Source organism: Acinetobacter sp. WCHA39, from assembly GCF_002165385.1.
GTDB lineage: Bacteria > Pseudomonadota > Gammaproteobacteria > Pseudomonadales > Moraxellaceae > Acinetobacter.
Window position 1 is genome coordinate 1 of sequence record NZ_NHRP01000034.1, and the last position, 16,543, is coordinate 16,543.

A 16,543-nucleotide genomic window follows, 5' to 3' on the forward strand; every position below is an offset into this window, starting at 1 on the left:
GTCATCATATTCGTCGTCAGAAAACAAGTATTATGCCATTATTTCAATGAGTTATCTTTTTTTGTCGTGTACAGAGATGAATTTATTTGTTTCGCCAAAAATGACGAATCAAAAAGTCTTGGTGGTATCAGGTACTAAATATCTCAATGGAAAAAAAACCACATGAGAAGGTGAAAGTTCTCATGTGGCAAATGCAAACTACATAATGTTTGGTAGGTTTTAATTATCTACTTTTGCTTAATAACAAAATTTAGGTGGTTCCGTTACTGGTTGTAATAAATTTCTAATTGAACTTCTTTAGCCGTTGCATAAATTTGACTAACACGCTGTTTAGCTCTGTTAACTTCTGAAACTAGCTCTTGGATTTCAGTTTTAACTATGTGTTCATCAAAAGGTTTATTCATACTCAAGACTTTTTCAATTTGCTCATCAGAGAAATTCTTTTTCTTCAGTTCACTCTTCTGGTCAACCAACAGATTTTTATTCAGAATAATATCTTGTTCTAACTGTACAACCTTATGTTCAGATTGCTTGATTTGTTTATTTAAATGATCAATTTCATCCTTATGTTCAGCAATATGTCTATCATATGCATTTAATGCTGCCTGCTGAGCCTGTGAATGCTTTTTTTCTGATTGGGTAAGGTTATCCATCATTTCAAGATAAGCATCACCTATGCTGATTCCACGATCACGAGCAATGCTTAGCAATTCCCTCGCCGTGTCATTAAACACACCAATACCAGCTAATTGAATCTGTCTAGTAAGTAGGTTCTGACTAAGAGCCAAAGCATTAATTTTATCGTCTACTAAATAAGTCATTAAAAAAACTCTGAACTAAATTTGAGTTCTTATTATTTAATAGTTCGTATTCTTTACTTTTGTTCAGTTCCAGAGCCTCGTATTATTCGTTTTATGCCTGTAATTTCATCTTCTATTTCTTTCATATGTTCTTCCATAGCCACATCACTTCTTAGTAACTGAAGTACCTTTTCTTGTCTTTTCATAATTTTATCTAAAGTTTTTAAAGAAGTCTTCACAAAATGATTTGTCGCATTTTGGCTTGATTTCTTTTTCCCTTCTTCTGTAATTGGACCTGTTGATTTTAGCCACGGTTTATTCTCTAACATCCAATCCCGTTGTTTTCTTTTCCGTTCTGGTGTCCATGACTCGGCATATTTTGCTGATTTTCCGCCCATGAGATACTCCTTAGTTAATTCTGTGATGTAAAAAGCCCGTCATTTCAAATGCCAAACAAACTAAAGAATATCTTCAATCCTAATATTTTTTTTGACTAGTTCCATTCTTCCATAACACTATGAATAAAAATAAATAATTCATCACTTGAACTGGTCAAAAAACTAGTCAAAAGAATCCGATTTACTCGCTTTTTTCTCCCCTCTTATAAGTGGAACTATAAAAAATGATAAGACATGGCCAAGCTAAGATTTAAATAAGACTTTTAATGCAGATTTCACTATGAGCAGCCGTAACAATAATGATGATGAAAAGGAAAAAACCATACTCCAGTATGATGCTCTAGGTTTTATTTCTTATCAAAAACAAGCACTCAATCCTTTAGTGAATGAAATGGACTCCGTCAAAAGATATTGGAGTCTTGCTTAGACGAGATTAAACACCGTAATTCACAGCCTAAACTCAGTGCATTTGAACAAGCTATCCTTGATGCTAACAAACCAGCTATTGATCTAGATGACTTCATTCATTCAAGTAAAAAATCTACAACGGCGCTCAATCGAGCTGCTAAATCAATTGAAGATTTAATAGCTGAGTCCAATAAAACAGCCGAAATCAAGTCACAATCCATAACGCAGCCTAAACGCCGTGCGATTGAAATTAACAGCACTGAAGATGTTATACGTGAGTTTGGAAGCAAGAAAACCGAAGATACTTCTCAACATTCCTTATCTACTGGTCAAACAAAGCAACCTTTCCGCAAAATTGCTGAAACGCTTGTTAATACAATAAGAAACACGGCGGTTAATGCACATGGCACCGACCCTACAGTAGATGCAATGAATGAAGTTGTCACAGCATTGACACCAGTTAAGCGAGCAGCTGGATTTATGCTACGTCCGCTTACAGGTTGGATGAAGTCACGCAAACGTAATGAGCCATTGCCTAAAGAACAAAGTGACCATAATCGAAAACAAGTAAAGTTACTTCAGCGAATTGCTGATAATTTGCAATCTAGGGGCGGTTTGCTCGGTGGATTAGGAAAGCTACTTGGTGCTGGTGGTGGTCTACTAGGTGGCCTTTTGGCTGGTCTACTTGGCAAAGGTAAAGGCTTAGGCAAAGGTCTAGCTAAAATCCTCAAATTTGGTAAAGGTTTACCTGTAATTGGTGCATTACTCACTGCTATGTCATTTAGCGATTGGGGTACTAAATCAACTAAAGAAAAAGGCGGTACTGTAGGTTCGGCTGTTGGTGGAGTTGCTGGTGGTGCAGTAGGAAGTATCTTTGGTCCCGTTGGAACAATTGCAGGGGCTGCAATAGGTTCATGGGTAGGTGAGAAGCTAGGTGGTATCGTAGCGCCGTATGTAAAAGAATGGACGGATTCTTTAATTGAGGCTGATATACCGTCAATGATTTCAAAGCTTGTCAGTGCTGCTTTGAAACTTACACCTGCTGGAATGGCTAAGTCCCTGTATGACTGGGGCAAAGAAAAATGGAATGAAAAATTTAATGGACAACCTAATCCAAGTTACCTGTTAAGAAGCCAGTATGGTGGTAAAGGTGAAAATGGTGGGGAGCCAGTTAAGTTTGGAGCAGTTGCCCAACAATCATTTTCAACAAGTGAATATGCGCCATTATTAGATGAAATTGCGAGAGTAGAATCTAAAAAAGGGGCTTTTGGTACATCGGGCTATGATGCAATATATAGTGGCGCAACGGTGCGACCTCCTATACCGATTTCAGAAATGACTATAGGGGAATTTAAGGAGTATCAAAATCGACTTGTAAAAGCAGGTTCAGAGTCTACGGCTGGTGGTCGGTATCAATTTATACGTGGAACAAAAAATAGAAAAACAGGTGAATACGCCTTTTCCCAAATGGCTAGAGAAGCAGGATTGAAAGATAGTGATAAGATGACCCCTGAGAATCAGGATAAACTTGCAATTCATTATCTTGGAGGTAAGAAGAAACTCGATCAATGGATTAAAACAGGGAATTCAACAGCTTTAGCCAATAAAACCGCACAGCAATTTGCAGGGATGAAAAATTCTAATGGGGTTGGTAATTATGATGGTGATGGATTAAATAAAGCGCATGGTGGTGGTGTTGATGTGATGCGTCATGTAGGCCAGAAAATTTTAAATAATCAAAAGTCACCTTTACCCATTGCAAATAATGCTATCAAAAATCAAGCTGAGACAATACTACAGAAAGCCAAGTCTCAAACCTCAATGCTCAATACCCAGTCAACTATTACACCTGTAGCAGCACGTTCAAATAATCTTGCAGCGAATTATATGCCCCCAAAAGTAGAATCAAATGTGTTGCCTGCAAAAGAGTTTTTAACTTCACCAGCACCACAGGAAGTTGTTGTTAAGAATCAAAATAGTGGTACTATCAATCAAAATGTGAGCAACAGATTGTTAGCTCATGCGATTACTGGAGGACTTGGGATGGGGGAGAAATGGAATGTTTAAAAGAAATATTGTTTATATGCTTGCAATAGTATCATTTCATCATATTGCCCATGCTGCCCCAACAGGTGAAAAAGTTGCTGTTTGTTATATATTTAAAGGAGATAAGATAATAAACCATTCACCATGTATCTTATCCACTGGATATGGTGCTGGTGGCACTTATGAATCAATGCAGATTGGTAAGAAATCTTATGAAGCTGAAACCCAGATTTGTTACGATAAAAAGAGCGACAATAATATTGAATGTGGAATTAGCTTAAACGGAAAAGATGCGACATATTATCACCGCAATCTTTTCTATAATAAAATTGATGATATTAAGCTTATTAACTCGGACTCCTTATCATGTTACATAACAAAAGATAAGACTACAGATATTTGTATAAAGAGAAACTAGATTCAAATAAGCCCTAATACTGGGCTTGTTTTTTACATATCAAACCATTAAACGGAAAAGTTAAATTTAGGTCACTCATTTCTAATGAAATCGAACGATCTGTTTTAAGCCATTCACTGAAGCTAATCTTATAATCATCTTTCAAGTAAAGCCCCTCCCCTTTCTTTTCTACATCACTCATAATGTACTGAGTATCATTATGGTAGTAATAAATGAACTGCCCTCGAGTAATTAGGCTATTTTCAATCTTAATGATGGCACCTTGACAGCAAATAATTTCATTTAGAGCATATTCACGCCATTCTTGCGCCGTGATACGTGCTTCAGTTAAAGGTATGTTCAATATTTTGTATTTTTGCCATTTCATTTCCATCAAGTAAAAATAAGCGTTATAAAGGCGTGTTTGTAGTTCTAGTTCATATGTAATCTGGAATAATCTATTTATGCTTTTAATCTCGTTTAACACTCTGGTCTTCAATGGTTCAGGCAAACGTTTAAAAATTAACGGATCTACTGATAAACCATCATCAAAATTGTAAGTAAAGCCATTACTGCCGTATTGGTTCACTTCATTCACTATATTTTGAGCTTCTTTTAACTTACGTGTCATCGTAAATAAGAGACTTTCTTTATAGTTCAAATCTCTAAAATATTTCCTGTCATTTTTCTTAGTTCTGATTTGCGTAGGAGTATTTTTTGCCCTAACTCGATTATTTCCAGATGATACTTTAGAGCCTTTTCTATTAGATTTATACGGCGTGTGGACATTGATAATTTGACGTTCCCAAATTTTTAGGAGCGTCAAATTTAATTCATTTTTCTTAAAACCCCTACTCTTTAGATTGAGGCTTATATTTGTGTTAATGAAAAACATCTCTAATATTCCAAGCCATATAACTAATCAAGCCTTACGATGAATCTAAGCTTAATCAAAATTGCTTACATATTTAGCTTCTGTTCCACTTAACTGAAGTGCATAAATAATGCGCCGTACCCAAGGCTGGAACTTAGAATAAATACCAGGTTAATTTTCACTTAATATTTTTTGATAGGCATGATGTCTTGATTAATAATAGGTGTGAAAAAATGTTTGGTTCAGATAACCCTTTTAACCAGAAACCACGACAAAACCTTATGCGCGATTTTGATTCCTCAGCTCAAAAGAATCAATCTCATGTACTCCTTAAGCGCGAAATAGACGCTTTCATTGAAGAGGTTCGCCAACAGGCTTTAAATATCATTTATGCCCTAGTAGAGACAATTAGCACTGATAGCCTCGCTGACGATGAGTTACCAACTGATTGCCTTGATGCTTTGATTATTGAAGCTCTGGGTGGTGTTGGTGATGATGAAAATATTTACCATCAACTATTAACTAATTGTGTTATAGATGCATTTCTCTCATTTGGTGTAAGCGAAGACACTATTCATACTATTTTCGATATCGATATTGAAGCTGCTGACGATGCGATTGAAGCAGCAACAGCTACTATTATTGCAAACATGCCTAATGACGGCGAGCCGTTGGAAACGTTTGAACGTGAATTTATTTATGGTACTCCATCTGAAGCAGATGAAGAGAAAGGTTTTGATGCTGCAACTGGTAAAGAACTATCCAATGGCACACCAACGAAAAAAAATATTGCTGGTCGTGAAATTCACTACAAAGCACATTTCGCTATTCGCAACGGCGCTAAAATCTTAGTGAATAAGCGCTTAGGTAATCAAAAAATACGCCAATCAGCCGAACAACGCGCTGCGACTAAAAAGGCTCAATTGAAAGCCCATTCCGTAAATGCTTCTCGTAAAAGAATGAAGTCCATCGGCAAAGGTCGTAAGATGGATCTATATTCATAATAAGCTTGTTATGATTCAATCAAAAAGGGCTGGATTTAAAATCTAACCCTTAAGACTGCCTAGGCGGTCTTTGTTATTGATTTCAACGGTAAATCCAAAATTGGATTGAGCAGATATCCAAAAGCATATTGATATACAGAAATGCGCCTTAATAGACTGGGTGTAAAAAGTATTGATGTAAGAAATATCCTCGTAATGGCGATATTTTTATTCATTCTGTATTTTCTGTGCATCGGTCTATGGCAGCAACTCCTAAATTTCAAGGATTTGATATTTTTATCTAAATTATGGGAAAGTCGGGAAAGTGGGAAAATACACCTGTATACTATTGATATTTATAAAATTAAATCTTTCCCCTATAAATCTACTAAAGGGAAAGTGGGAAAGTCTGTCTGTTATAACTTTCCCACTTTCCCTTTTTATAAATTGCTGGGAATCTTAAAAGGTGTTTTATATCATAAACTTAATAAATCACTTTCCTACTTTCCCACTTTCCCCTTCTTATTTATTTTTAATAAGATAGGGTTGATTAATATAAGTCGCTTAACATCCTTAGACACTACGATATGGTTTGTAACAATCAATTCATTAGTTGTCATTTCGAATACTTCTTTTTTTCTAAGATATTTAGGTATACAGCGACTTTGAACCAATTGATAAAGCATTTGTGTTTGATTGTCCATCTCACATTTTTTAATAAGCCAATTCAATAAATGCTGTGCATCACTCTCCTTTTTACTCTCAATCTCGGCGTAGCGTAACCACTCACTTAATGAGTGTTTGATAATGTCACAAGCACCCTGCATGGTTTGCTCTGTAATCGCTGTCTCATTTTGAAAGAAAGCAAATACTGTAGCTAATCGCCGTGCCAATTGGCTTGCACGACTAGCAAATGGCTGGATATGCTCATACTTACAACCTTTGCCTTGTTGTTGCTCACACTCATTGTAAAAGGCTAAATCAATCTGTTTTGCCTCACTACTTAGCTGTATAACACGGCGCTCTTGCAATGCCTGTGCATTGGTATTAAAAGGCATCGGGCATGGGTCTAACAGTGTTTTACAGCGTTCCCAATAAGCAATTAACCGATGGTCCAGATTCGCCGACTTATCTGCAAAATCACTATCTTGTAGTCGTGTACCTGCCAAATTTTCAGGAACTGAAAGAATGAATCTAGGCAAAAAGCCTTGTTCTCTCAATACATCATCTTTAAGTGCATCCGATAAGACCTCATGCTGCCCTTGTAGATTAAATGTCAAACGTACTTCATAGGCCCTACCACTACCGTTTAAATTTGACTTTGATCTAGTCCGCTGAATAGAGCCATCATCGAATAATTTAGTGTAGCTTCCCAATGCTTGAGTCCTGGTATCTCCTTTCATTGTGTGGCCACCAAAGAATTGACCAGCTTCATCACTTGAAATAGAAGCATTTCTTAGTGCACCATCAATAAATAAACCTGCAACAGCTTCAAGCGTGCCATCACTAAATAATGTGCTGGGGTCATGCGGTGGTGGATTTTCAGCTAGGAATGCTTCTCGATCTACTTTAGGGAGCCCTGCCTGTATTGTTTTCCACTCTTGATAAGCATCTTTGTATTCGTCATATGCTTCACGTTCAAATTCCATAATAGCCTTGTCAGCTAATCCTTTACTGGTGCTTTTACGGCTACCACTCTGCCCTTCAGTCAGTAAAAATAAACTACATGGTTCGCCGTGGGTATTAAATTGATGTGGTGCATTCACATGACCTTGAGCTATATGAGAAATTGCGCCTATGACACATTGAGCTGTCATTGCAATTGGTGCCTGTACATACTCTGCAATTGCCTTAGCAGCTCCTTGTAACAAAGGTGGTAAAGCGTGCAATGGATAGGGTTGAGCTTTACTGGTTCCTGAATTATCCAAGGGGATAATTTCATCCCAGATGATGCCTTTTTCCTGTTCAATAGCCAGTTTAATCATTTCATCCAGCTCATCCTGAGCCAATTCGATTAATGGAGGCTCAGGAATAAACACCATTTTGACGTTAAGGTCAGTGTAACGGCGTTTAAGGTCATTCTGTTGATGTACAGGGGCAATTACACATAGATTAGGATGGGCTTTTATCAATGTACTAAGCTGATATGAATTGATCTTGTCTGATTGATATGGTGCATAAACTGGATATGCCGTTTTAAAAGCAAGTATCGGGTCATCCGTCACAACCAAGGGTAATTGATTGATCTTATCTCGATTGAAGTACATACCACCGTGACCAAATACAATATCCTTAAACCCATCGGTAGTAGGGTCGGTGAATACTGCGCCTGTTGGTTGTAAATGCTCATTGTATAGATCAAATACGGCTAAACCATAGAGGGCATCAGGACTTGACTCACCATATAGAGATGCATCCTCAATGGATGAACGGCGTATTTCAGGTGGACAACCACCATGTGTTAAAACCATTGCTTTTTTTAACGGATTGCCGTTTAATAAAATTCTAGTTTGATCTTCAAGTGCTTCAATAATTGAATCGCTTGCAACTTCGCCCACTCCCATAAGTGGGCTTTGTTGTTTTTGGGAAATCTGATTATCTTCAGTGATTAATAATGGGGCTTTATTTTTCGCGTTCACGCTTTGCCTCCTCATATTCTTCGCCATACATCTCTTGCAATCGAGTAAAGCTATCCATTCGATCTAACGCCAAGAAATCAGTTAAACTAAGTAAACTATTTAATTTATCGAAATGAGCTTCATGTACGCCGTGTGCGCTACACACAGGCTGTAAAGTCCCAAATTCACTTCTAATTTGAGCGATTAGTGTAGAAAGCCATTGCAATGACTCTTGCCCATTTGCATAAGCATCGGCCATGTCACCTGCATCATATGTATTTATCGATTTTTTATTTGACATAATTAAGCCTCCTCACGCTGAGTCATAAGGACAACTTGATCTAAATCGAGCATGTACATAGCTGCACTTGCTTGAGATAAAAGATTCTGAATTAAACCAATTTGGATGAACAACCAATCTGTATCAGGATCTTGTTTATTAATTACTGCTAATACTGAACGCGCTTGATCAACCAACGTCTGAGCGACTTCTTTGCAATCTTGTGGAGTGGCATCTTTAGGTTTATCAAAAAATGTAGCTGGTGAATTACTACGGAATGTCGTAGAAGATGCGGAAACTAAATTATTTGTTTTAGGCATGATTAATGCGCTCCTTTATTTAATGGAGCTTTGCCAGTTACTGCCAAGTAATTTAGGTGGCAAAGCTGAAAAGGGTTGGCAGACAGGCAATAAAGGAAACCTGCACATATAAATATGTCCCTCTCCAGCCTCGCCATAACATGCGAATGCATAGAGATATTACGCACAAAAAAAGCCCGATGCGGACTATGTACGCCTTTATTGGTATAGTCTGCCAAGACTAACCTTGAGATTTTGCTCAAAGCGAAGTAACTATAACTACGAACTTTTCGTAGTGCAAGTATTAAGCTAGAAATATTTGATAAGCTTACTAAATAGATACCCTCAAAATTGAGGGAAACCTTAAGAGAGTATGTGAAAAATTTCGGATACCCATTCGTAAATAAACAATTGTTTTTAAAGCAAAGCGCAAAATTACGTTTTGCTTTAGGTTGCTCCTCCATTTGGACGGTCAACTCTAAATCACAAGGTTTTATAGATATCTGTATAGGAGGCAATAAATACACAGTTTGTTGACGATTCATACTATCTAAATAGATGTGAGCAAATTTGCTCATATCAAATTCCAGCTCAGTAAACATGACTTCGCAATCACGTTTAACATTAAAATGTTTCTCATGCTTACTACCATTGGTAGGGGTAGGCCCAAAACTGGACACGCCCTTTTCATCTGAGACAACTCGAACGGCATTGAATCTAAAATCAAAGTAGGTTACTGCATTCATGCTGCCACCTCTTTTAATTCATAACGTGCGTGGTTACCTTTACTTTTTAAATTAGGTTCTAATCGGGTCATGATTTCATAACCTTGATTACGCAGCTGCTTAATCACAGCACTAAGCCGATAACAATTAAAATTATTAATGGCCTCAGCTTGGCTAATCGTATTGCCTTGCTTTAAATGAGCAAGAACTTGTTCAATTTGACTGGTACGCATTTCTTTTCTCACTGAGCTCTATTTATTTGATCAGGCGTAATCGCATCTAATCCTTGTAGCTCTCGTCTAATTGCTAAAATCTCGATAAGCTGATTCACAGCTTCTATGGATAAGCCTGTATGATCGGCAGTAACTTTTGCATTAAAAACTGGTGTACCGTCATCCAAGTAACCGTACACTGGAGGAATAAAACCTAAATCTCTTGCCCACTGGTAAAAGCTTTCGAGGCCAGAGTCAGAAGCATGTGTTAGGACCAGTTTTAAAGACTGTTGAACTTCTTTACTGTAAATACCTTGTGTTCTAAGCTTATGTAGACAATCACTTGATAGATGCTTGTAGTCTTCAACACTCATGCCTACAGGCAAATCAGCCTTATCTATCACCATCATTAAGAATCTCTAATAATCGATTAACAATTTCTTCATGTGGGATGTGCTTATCTTTAACATCAGACAAAAGACAGGTAAGCATGCTATGGATGGTGCAAACATCTGTTTGTAAGTCATCATGATTACGCTCTAACTTATGAACTGTTTTAATCGCACGGCGTAAGTAATTGGCTAATTTATCCTGGTCTTTTGGCTCATATTCAGGATGTGAACGATCTAGACCACGAGAGACTTTTGATAATTGGCTGATTGCTTTAGTAATGTATTTCATGATCAAGCCTCTATCACAGCATTGGATTTCTGCGCGTTATGCCACGTCATAAGATCGGCATAATCGAAATAGACTGGTGCTTGTTTTGATGTACCGTATTTAATCGGTCTTGGAAATGATGAATCCTGCCGAATCAGTAATCTTAAGCCAGCACGTTTGATACTGAGAAGTTCACAGGCTTGGTTGTAGGTAATTCGAATTGGTTGCATTTACTTAGCTCCATAAACTTAGATATGTATGTTTATGGAATCTATTGTCTATAATTCATAAAAGTAAAAACCATAGCAAAGCAATGTGGAAATTTACATTGTTTTTTTAAATATAAAACAGTAACTTATATTTTATTTTTTAATTTACATTGCTTTTATTTATTTTACATTACTTTTTACATTGGTTTGAATCTCGCGCCAACGATTATTAAAAGTATCTTTGTTAGGAAAACATGTAGATAAATCCCTATTAAGACAAATTTTATCCCAAACTATCTTTTTTAAACCCGATTGCCCCGTTTTTCTTTGGGTAGGCATCTTATCTGGTGATATGGACTCAATAACAGATTTAATAATTTTCCTTTGCTTTTCTGTTTGTTGAGCTTTGTTTAATTTATAAAAATCATTAGTAATACTTTTTATTAAGTTCAGAGAATTTAAATATTGATAAGCATGCACCGTGGAGATATTAATATGCTCCAATACGCGAAATTGTTGGATAAAGCCTATTTCATTATCCTTAAATTCCCGAATAAATCTAACAACTCCATTTAATTTTTCTTGATAATCTATGTCATTTTGCTCTTCATTTGAAAACCGATTAGTAGTTATAAGTTTTTTCTTTAAAATATCGTGTTTAATCGCCAAATATACTTCATTCATATCCTTACATAATATACTAAAATCCTTATCGTTTTCAGAAAAACCAATAACCATAAACATCAATAAAGAATAAGCATCCGTACTACCATTTTCCTCTGCATTTCTCTCAAAGACACTTGCCACAGTTTTAACATGATTTAATATTTCACTTTTCGGATTAGGTCTGTTATTCGCTGGATTGTTAAAAAAAAACATAGTGCACCTTATTTTTTCACGTCAGACTTTAGTGAATTACTTATCCCAGTCACCCATCAATTGATCCACATAATCAGCCCACCATTGCATTAGGTCTATACGTTCTTCAAAATGTGTGCCTTTATCGTATACTCCCTTAACTCCCTTTTTTAAATGAGCAAGAGTAGATTCAACGACCTGTTCTCTATCACTAAATTTATTATTCAACGCCGTACTAGCTATATGTCTAAAACCATGAGGATTCTGGCGTCCTCTATACCCCATACGATTTAAGGCTTGGTTAAAAGTATTATCGGATACAGGTTCATTAAGGCTTTCACGGCTAGGAAATAGAAAATCTGATTCTGTTCGGAGTTGCTCTAACTCTCTTAATAAAATAATGACCTGTCTTGACAATGGGACGGCGTGAGCAATCCCTTTCTTCATTATTTGGGCTGGTTTGATCCATACAGCATTATCAAAATCGAAATGCTCCCATTTTGCATAACGCAGCTCTACAGGTCTGGGAAATAATAAAATAAATAACTCCAAACCAATTGCTGTACTACGAATAGGATATTGTCTGATTGTGTGAATCAATTGTGGTAGCTCATGTACTTCAACATATTTCATATTGCTACCATCACTGGAGTTAAGCTGTTTATTGATCCCCTCTAGAGGATTAAACATAATTTTCTTCTGAAATTTTGCTCTATCGTATGCACTTCTGCACCAGCCAATTAATTTATCAACCTGGTTATAGATACCTGTATCTTGTAGGTCCTCAAAAAATGCTAACCATTCGTGAGGCGTGATTGTTGTATAGTCCCTTTCTCCAAAATTACCAATGAGATGCTTATTTATAGACTTAACAGCACGCTCATAGGTACTTTCGCCCCACAATTGTTTTTTTATATCCAACCATTCGCCCATTAAAATTTTGAACAATTTATTTTGTTGTTCTATTTGAGCCTTCTTTATTTCAGCTTGTGATTTTATTTCACCGCCGTTGGCCAGTACTTCCAAAAAGTCACTTGCTTTTTTTCGCGCCAATGAGCCACTTACTTGCGGATACGGGCCCAATCCTTTCCACGTCCATGTCCCCTTAGAATTTTTATATCTTAATTGCCAAGACTTGGTACCATTCTTTGTTACGAGAAAATATAAGCCACTACCATCTAATTCTCGATAGTCTTTTTCTTCAGGCTCAAGCCCTGCAAGCGTTGTATCTGAAAGCGGACGTTTCTTTATGGCTGTACGTTTCATAGTAGCCTTGTATCATCAGTTCATTTTTATTTTCACGATACATAAAGAAATACCTCTATTATTTGTATCATGAATTCAATTTTTTAGTCACGATACAATAGATGATACACCGTCACGGCTACTATATGTAATTATATTTAGCTATATACATCCATAAAAAAACCCTGAATCGTTATAATTCAGGGTTTTATAAACCATATATCACTATATTAATGCATATGGTTTTATGTGTTTGGTGGCGGGACCCAGGATCGAACTGGGGACACACGGATTTTCAATCCGTTGCTCTACCGACTGAGCTATCGCGCCAATGGGGTGTATTAAGCCGTATCTCAGCTCAATAGTCAATAATTATCATGAGCTTTTGATTTGATTGCCCATTTTTCACGCAATCAATTTTGGGTAAAAAAAATCCCCGATGGGATCGGGGATTGAAAATACAAATCATGGTGGCGGGACCCAGGATCGAACTGGGGACACACGGATTTTCAATCCGTTGCTCTACCGACTGAGCTATCGCGCCAAAGTGGGCGTATTAAACAATGTTTACACACGTGCGTCAAGCAAATTTGTGGATTTTCCTATCAAACGTCTAATTTTACTGCAAATCGCAAACCAATTAGACTTGAATTCTAGATTTTGCCCAAATGCGATAAACAACGATGAATTGCTCCACAACCTGGTTCAAAATGCTTTACACCTTGTTCCTCTTCGATACGGCACACTTCTTCAACCAAACGCTCTGCAACCCCACGTCCACGATTGGATGGATGTACGACAATATATTCTAAAACACGGCTTTCACCTTGTCCTGTTGCCCAAATTGCACCTATAATTTTGGTGTTAAATTCAGCGGTATAAATTGTGGTATATTGCTGTAGATTTTGCGCAAGTTGCTCCATTGCATCTTGCCCATCACCAAACTCTGGGCTGGTATCGTAGAGTCGCTCGAGCTGAGTACGAATTCCTAGATTATCTAGTGTACTGTAAGCATGTACGGTAATAGGCATTGATAAACCCTCCTGAGCAAACTATGATGCTGTCACTTTTTCGTCACAGCGAAACTATCGGTTTTTAATTCTATCATTTTTAACGTTTTTTGAGGAACGTGTCCATGACGCAACGTATCAGTGAAGTGGTAAGAAACACCAACGAAACCAAAATTCGAGTTCGTCTCAATCTCGATGGTACGGGTCAAGGCACACTCAACACTGGAGTTCCATTTTTAGACCATATGATTGATCAAATCAAGCGTCATGGTTTATTTGATATCGATATTCATTGCGATGGTGACTTAGAAATTGATGATCACCATACTGTTGAAGATTGTGGAATCACCTTGGGGCAAGCATTTGCACAAGCTTTAGGTGATAAAAAAGGCTTACGTCGTTATGGGCATTTTTATGCACCACTTGATGAAGCACTTTCTCGTGTTGTTGTTGATCTATCTGGTCGTCCGGGTTTATTTATGGATATTCCATTCACTCGCGCTCGTATCGGAACGTTTGATGTCGATTTGTTCTCTGAGTTTTTCCAAGGTTTTGTCAACCATGCGTTAATGACCCTGCATATTGACAATCTAAAGGGTAAGAATAGCCATCACCAGATCGAAAGTGTGTTTAAGGCACTGGCTCGCGCATTGCGTATGGCATGTGAAATTGATCCACGTGCAGAAAATACCATTGCTTCGACCAAAGGTAGCTTGTAATGACACGTATTGCTTTACTTGATTATGGTATGGGTAATTTACACTCTGCAGCAAAAGCTTTAGAACATGTTGGTGCAACTGTCGATGTGACCAATGATCCAAAACTGATTGCTAAAGCAGATAAGATTGTATTTCCTGGTGTAGGTGCCATGCGTGATTGTATGCAAGGCATGCATGAAGCAGGAATCGATGAGGTGGTACGTCAAGCTGCGTTTAACAAACCTGTATTAGCCATCTGTGTCGGCATGCAAGCACTACTACAAAGTTCAGAAGAAAATGGCGGTGTCGATGCTTTAGGTATTTTTGACGGTGTTGTTAAACACTTTCCAGAAATTCCAAACTTGAAAGTACCTCACATGGGGTGGAATCAAGTGCATCAACTTGATCCAAGTCATCCGATGTGGAACAACATTGAACAAGATGCACGTTTCTACTTTGTGCATAGTTACTATGTAGAACCAAAAGATCCAGCGATCATGGCAGCAACTTGTGATTATGGCGTGAATTTCTGCACCGCCGTTCATAAAGACAACCTGTTCGCAACCCAGTTCCATCCAGAGAAAAGTCATACTGCTGGTTTGCAGTTGTTAAAAAACTTTGTGGAATGGAAGATTTAATATACCAATCAAACAGCAGCAATACGCTGAATAACGATTTTCCATAATGAAAAAGCCAAGTTTTCTCACTTGGCTTTTTCATTTCCATAAAACTGTTTAAGCTCAACCAAAAGTTTTGAGTTTCATAAAATGGAAATGCAGCAACAAACAACTCTTTTAAAAATTGCGATTGCTCTACTTTTCCAACATTATTTTGTCAAAAGCAAAAAATCAGCACTTCAAACTGGTCTGGCAAACAGCTAAGTCCTCAACAAATCAATTATGCTGCCGCTGATGTTTATGCCGCATTGTTGATATACCAATACCTATATCATCAGCAGTTACTACCTCCTCAAATTCAACAACAAATAGTAAGAATACTTCAAGGTTCAGCAGACAAGGCTTAGCGATTGATCAATACTTTGTTAATATGTAGCCAATTTAAACTTTATGATGACGCTAGGAGCGAAAGCATGCTAATCATCCCTGCAATTGACCTGAAAGATGGTAAATGTGTTCGTTTAAAACAAGGACGTATGGAAGACGATACCGTTTTCTCTGATGATCCTGTCGCAACTGCACAACATTGGGTTGATGAAGGCGCACGTCGTTTACATTTAGTTGATTTAAATGGTGCTTTCGCAGGTACACCAATTCATAAACCTGTGGTGGAAGCGATTGCACGTGCACAACCAGAACTTCCAATTCAAATTGGTGGTGGTATTCGCTCACTTGAAACCATTGAGCACTATTTGGAAGCAGGCGTATCTTTCGTCATCATTGGCACAAAGGCAGTAAAAGAGCCTGAGTTTGTTGAAGAGGCGTGCAAACGCTTTGCAGGTCATATCATTGTCGGTATTGATGCAATTAATGGTATGGTTGCGACAGATGGCTGGGCAAATGTAACTGACGTGAAGGCAACTGATTTGGCAAAACGTTTTGCTGATGCTGGTGTTTCAAGCATTGTCTATACCGATATTGCACGTGATGGCATGATGCAAGGCGTTAACGTTGAGCAAACTGTTCATTTAGCACAATACTCTGGCTTACCTGTGATCGCTTCAGGTGGTGTGACCAATCTTGATGATGTTCGCAACTTAAAAGGTCAGCAAGGTATTTTAGGTGCTATTACAGGTCGTGCAATTTATGAAGGTACATTAAATCTTCGTGAAGCACAGCTCTTGTTGGATGACAATCGCCTGTAAT

General features: G+C 37.6%; 21 protein-coding genes, 2 tRNA genes and 1 pseudogene. 8 read left to right on the forward strand and 16 right to left on the reverse strand.

The features are described 5' to 3' along the window. Positions 1 to 263: 263 nt before the first annotated feature. On the reverse strand, positions 264 to 821 hold the full coding sequence (locus CDG56_RS13830; RefSeq protein ID WP_087548207.1) for a hypothetical protein: 558 nt from the start codon (positions 819 to 821) through the stop codon (positions 264 to 266). A 53-nt stretch (positions 822 to 874) separates the two neighbouring features. Beyond that, on the reverse strand, positions 875 to 1,198 hold the full coding sequence (locus CDG56_RS13835) for a hypothetical protein (RefSeq protein ID WP_004660034.1): 324 nt from the start codon (positions 1,196 to 1,198) through the stop codon (positions 875 to 877). 280 nt (positions 1,199 to 1,478) lie between these two features. On the opposite strand from CDG56_RS13835, the gene CDG56_RS17115 reads away from it, so the two are divergent. The 3 genes from CDG56_RS17115 to CDG56_RS13845 are packed head-to-tail and all read left to right on the forward strand — an operon-like array spanning position 1,479 to position 4,070. Beyond that, entirely contained in the window at positions 1,479 to 1,625 is a 147-nt protein-coding gene (locus tag CDG56_RS17115; protein ID WP_171295167.1) for a hypothetical protein, read from the forward strand. Beyond that, a complete protein-coding gene (locus CDG56_RS17185) occupies positions 1,610 to 3,673 on the forward strand; it encodes a hypothetical protein (protein WP_205666500.1) in 2,064 nt (687 codons plus the stop codon). Before CDG56_RS17115 ends, CDG56_RS17185 begins: the two co-directional genes overlap by 16 nt. Next, positions 3,666 to 4,070: a hypothetical protein gene (locus CDG56_RS13845; protein WP_087548208.1), complete on the forward strand. Its 405-nt coding sequence runs from the start codon at positions 3,666 to 3,668 to the stop codon at positions 4,068 to 4,070. The genes CDG56_RS17185 and CDG56_RS13845 overlap by 8 nt, the downstream gene beginning before the upstream one ends. Before the next feature lie 13 nt (positions 4,071 to 4,083). Here CDG56_RS13845 and CDG56_RS13850 read toward each other — a convergent pair whose 3' ends face one another. Further along, positions 4,084 to 4,944: a hypothetical protein gene (locus CDG56_RS13850; protein ID WP_087548209.1), complete on the reverse strand. Its 861-nt coding sequence runs from the start codon at positions 4,942 to 4,944 to the stop codon at positions 4,084 to 4,086. A gap of 212 nt (positions 4,945 to 5,156) precedes the next feature. On the opposite strand from CDG56_RS13850, the gene CDG56_RS13855 reads away from it, so the two are divergent. Beyond that, entirely contained in the window at positions 5,157 to 5,927 is a 771-nt protein-coding gene (locus CDG56_RS13855) for a hypothetical protein (protein WP_087548210.1), read from the forward strand. 479 nt (positions 5,928 to 6,406) lie between these two features. On the opposite strand, the gene CDG56_RS13860 is transcribed toward CDG56_RS13855, so the two are convergent. The 13 genes from CDG56_RS13860 to CDG56_RS13920 form a co-directional block, all read right to left on the reverse strand. Next, on the reverse strand, positions 6,407 to 8,470 hold the full coding sequence (locus CDG56_RS13860; protein WP_413772789.1) for a DUF3987 domain-containing protein: 2,064 nt from the start codon (positions 8,468 to 8,470) through the stop codon (positions 6,407 to 6,409). A 58-nt stretch (positions 8,471 to 8,528) separates the two neighbouring features. Beyond that, entirely contained in the window at positions 8,529 to 8,825 is a 297-nt protein-coding gene (locus CDG56_RS13865) for a hypothetical protein (RefSeq protein WP_087548212.1), read from the reverse strand. A 2-nt stretch (positions 8,826 to 8,827) separates the two neighbouring features. Then, positions 8,828 to 9,124, reverse strand: a complete 297-nt coding sequence (locus tag CDG56_RS13870; protein WP_004660013.1) for a hypothetical protein — start codon at positions 9,122 to 9,124, stop codon at positions 8,828 to 8,830. Positions 9,125 to 9,126: 2 nt separating this feature from the next. Beyond that, positions 9,127 to 9,408: a hypothetical protein gene (locus tag CDG56_RS13875; protein ID WP_034601010.1), complete on the reverse strand. Its 282-nt coding sequence runs from the start codon at positions 9,406 to 9,408 to the stop codon at positions 9,127 to 9,129. 437 nt (positions 9,409 to 9,845) lie between these two features. Continuing rightward, positions 9,846 to 10,061 (reverse strand): helix-turn-helix domain-containing protein, encoded by a 216-nt coding sequence (locus CDG56_RS13880; protein ID WP_087548213.1) that lies wholly within the window; start codon positions 10,059 to 10,061, stop codon positions 9,846 to 9,848. Between the two features lie 8 nt (positions 10,062 to 10,069). Further along, positions 10,070 to 10,450 carry a hypothetical protein gene (locus CDG56_RS13885; protein ID WP_087548214.1) on the reverse strand — a complete coding sequence of 127 codons (381 nt, stop codon included), beginning with the start codon at positions 10,448 to 10,450 and terminating at the stop codon, positions 10,070 to 10,072. Beyond that, on the reverse strand, positions 10,434 to 10,721 hold the full coding sequence (locus CDG56_RS13890; RefSeq protein WP_087548215.1) for a hypothetical protein: 288 nt from the start codon (positions 10,719 to 10,721) through the stop codon (positions 10,434 to 10,436). Before CDG56_RS13890 ends, CDG56_RS13885 begins: the two co-directional genes overlap by 17 nt. Positions 10,722 to 10,723: 2 nt before the next feature. Then, on the reverse strand, positions 10,724 to 10,930 hold the full coding sequence (locus tag CDG56_RS13895; protein ID WP_087548216.1) for a helix-turn-helix transcriptional regulator: 207 nt from the start codon (positions 10,928 to 10,930) through the stop codon (positions 10,724 to 10,726). Positions 10,931 to 11,089: 159 nt separating this feature from the next. Further along, entirely contained in the window at positions 11,090 to 11,788 is a 699-nt protein-coding gene (locus CDG56_RS13900; protein ID WP_087548217.1) for a hypothetical protein, read from the reverse strand. A 36-nt stretch (positions 11,789 to 11,824) separates the two neighbouring features. Further along, positions 11,825 to 13,033: a tyrosine-type recombinase/integrase gene (locus CDG56_RS13905; RefSeq protein WP_087548218.1), complete on the reverse strand. Its 1,209-nt coding sequence runs from the start codon at positions 13,031 to 13,033 to the stop codon at positions 11,825 to 11,827. Between the two features lie 233 nt (positions 13,034 to 13,266). Continuing rightward, positions 13,267 to 13,342: transfer RNA gene (locus CDG56_RS13910), tRNA-Phe, on the reverse strand. A 138-nt stretch (positions 13,343 to 13,480) separates the two neighbouring features. Continuing rightward, positions 13,481 to 13,556: transfer RNA gene (locus CDG56_RS13915), tRNA-Phe, on the reverse strand. 109 nt (positions 13,557 to 13,665) lie between these two features. Beyond that, positions 13,666 to 14,043: a GNAT family N-acetyltransferase gene (locus CDG56_RS13920; RefSeq protein WP_087548219.1), complete on the reverse strand. Its 378-nt coding sequence runs from the start codon at positions 14,041 to 14,043 to the stop codon at positions 13,666 to 13,668. A 104-nt stretch (positions 14,044 to 14,147) separates the two neighbouring features. Here CDG56_RS13920 and hisB point away from each other — a divergent pair, with 104 nt between their 5' ends. From hisB to hisA, 4 genes and pseudogenes are all read left to right on the forward strand, one after another. Further along, a complete protein-coding gene (gene hisB, locus CDG56_RS13925) occupies positions 14,148 to 14,741 on the forward strand; it encodes an imidazoleglycerol-phosphate dehydratase HisB (RefSeq protein WP_000194096.1) in 594 nt (197 codons plus the stop codon). Further along, the gene (hisH, locus tag CDG56_RS13930; RefSeq protein ID WP_087548220.1) at positions 14,741 to 15,358 is read left to right on the forward strand and encodes an imidazole glycerol phosphate synthase subunit HisH; all 618 of its coding nucleotides are present in this window, start codon (positions 14,741 to 14,743) and stop codon (positions 15,356 to 15,358) included. The genes hisB and hisH overlap by 1 nt, the downstream gene beginning before the upstream one ends. 156 nt (positions 15,359 to 15,514) lie before the next feature. Continuing rightward, positions 15,515 to 15,744, forward strand: a pseudogene (locus CDG56_RS13935) (3'-5' exonuclease domain-containing protein 2); the annotation flags it as partial. A gap of 66 nt (positions 15,745 to 15,810) precedes the next feature. Further along, positions 15,811 to 16,542 (forward strand): 1-(5-phosphoribosyl)-5-[(5-phosphoribosylamino)methylideneamino]imidazole-4-carboxamide isomerase, encoded by a 732-nt coding sequence (hisA, locus tag CDG56_RS13940; protein WP_004659990.1) that lies wholly within the window; start codon positions 15,811 to 15,813, stop codon positions 16,540 to 16,542. Position 16,543 lies beyond the last annotated feature (1 nt).

Coding starts and splice junctions, on each gene's coding strand:
- CDG56_RS13830 (WP_087548207.1), bottom strand. CDS start 821: ATGACTTATTTAGTAGACGATAAAATTAATGCTTTGGCTCTTAGTCAG.
- CDG56_RS13835 (WP_004660034.1), bottom strand. CDS start 1,198: ATGGGCGGAAAATCAGCAAAATATGCCGAGTCATGGACACCAGAACGG.
- CDG56_RS17115 (WP_171295167.1), top strand. CDS start 1,479: ATGAGCAGCCGTAACAATAATGATGATGAAAAGGAAAAAACCATACTC.
- CDG56_RS13845 (WP_087548208.1), top strand. CDS start 3,666: ATGTTTAAAAGAAATATTGTTTATATGCTTGCAATAGTATCATTTCAT.
- CDG56_RS13850 (WP_087548209.1), bottom strand. CDS start 4,944: ATGTTTTTCATTAACACAAATATAAGCCTCAATCTAAAGAGTAGGGGT.
- CDG56_RS13855 (WP_087548210.1), top strand. CDS start 5,157: ATGTTTGGTTCAGATAACCCTTTTAACCAGAAACCACGACAAAACCTT.
- CDG56_RS13860 (WP_413772789.1), bottom strand. CDS start 8,470: ATGGGAGTGGGCGAAGTTGCAAGCGATTCAATTATTGAAGCACTTGAA.
- CDG56_RS13865 (WP_087548212.1), bottom strand. CDS start 8,825: ATGTCAAATAAAAAATCGATAAATACATATGATGCAGGTGACATGGCC.
- CDG56_RS13870 (WP_004660013.1), bottom strand. CDS start 9,124: ATGCCTAAAACAAATAATTTAGTTTCCGCATCTTCTACGACATTCCGT.
- CDG56_RS13880 (WP_087548213.1), bottom strand. CDS start 10,061: ATGCGTACCAGTCAAATTGAACAAGTTCTTGCTCATTTAAAGCAAGGC.
- CDG56_RS13885 (WP_087548214.1), bottom strand. CDS start 10,450: ATGATGGTGATAGATAAGGCTGATTTGCCTGTAGGCATGAGTGTTGAA.
- CDG56_RS13890 (WP_087548215.1), bottom strand. CDS start 10,721: ATGAAATACATTACTAAAGCAATCAGCCAATTATCAAAAGTCTCTCGT.
- CDG56_RS13895 (WP_087548216.1), bottom strand. CDS start 10,930: ATGCAACCAATTCGAATTACCTACAACCAAGCCTGTGAACTTCTCAGT.
- CDG56_RS13900 (WP_087548217.1), bottom strand. CDS start 11,788: ATGTTTTTTTTTAACAATCCAGCGAATAACAGACCTAATCCGAAAAGT.
- CDG56_RS13905 (WP_087548218.1), bottom strand. CDS start 13,033: ATGAAACGTACAGCCATAAAGAAACGTCCGCTTTCAGATACAACGCTT.
- CDG56_RS13920 (WP_087548219.1), bottom strand. CDS start 14,043: ATGCCTATTACCGTACATGCTTACAGTACACTAGATAATCTAGGAATT.
- hisB (WP_000194096.1), top strand. CDS start 14,148: ATGACGCAACGTATCAGTGAAGTGGTAAGAAACACCAACGAAACCAAA.
- hisH (WP_087548220.1), top strand. CDS start 14,741: ATGACACGTATTGCTTTACTTGATTATGGTATGGGTAATTTACACTCT.
- hisA (WP_004659990.1), top strand. CDS start 15,811: ATGCTAATCATCCCTGCAATTGACCTGAAAGATGGTAAATGTGTTCGT.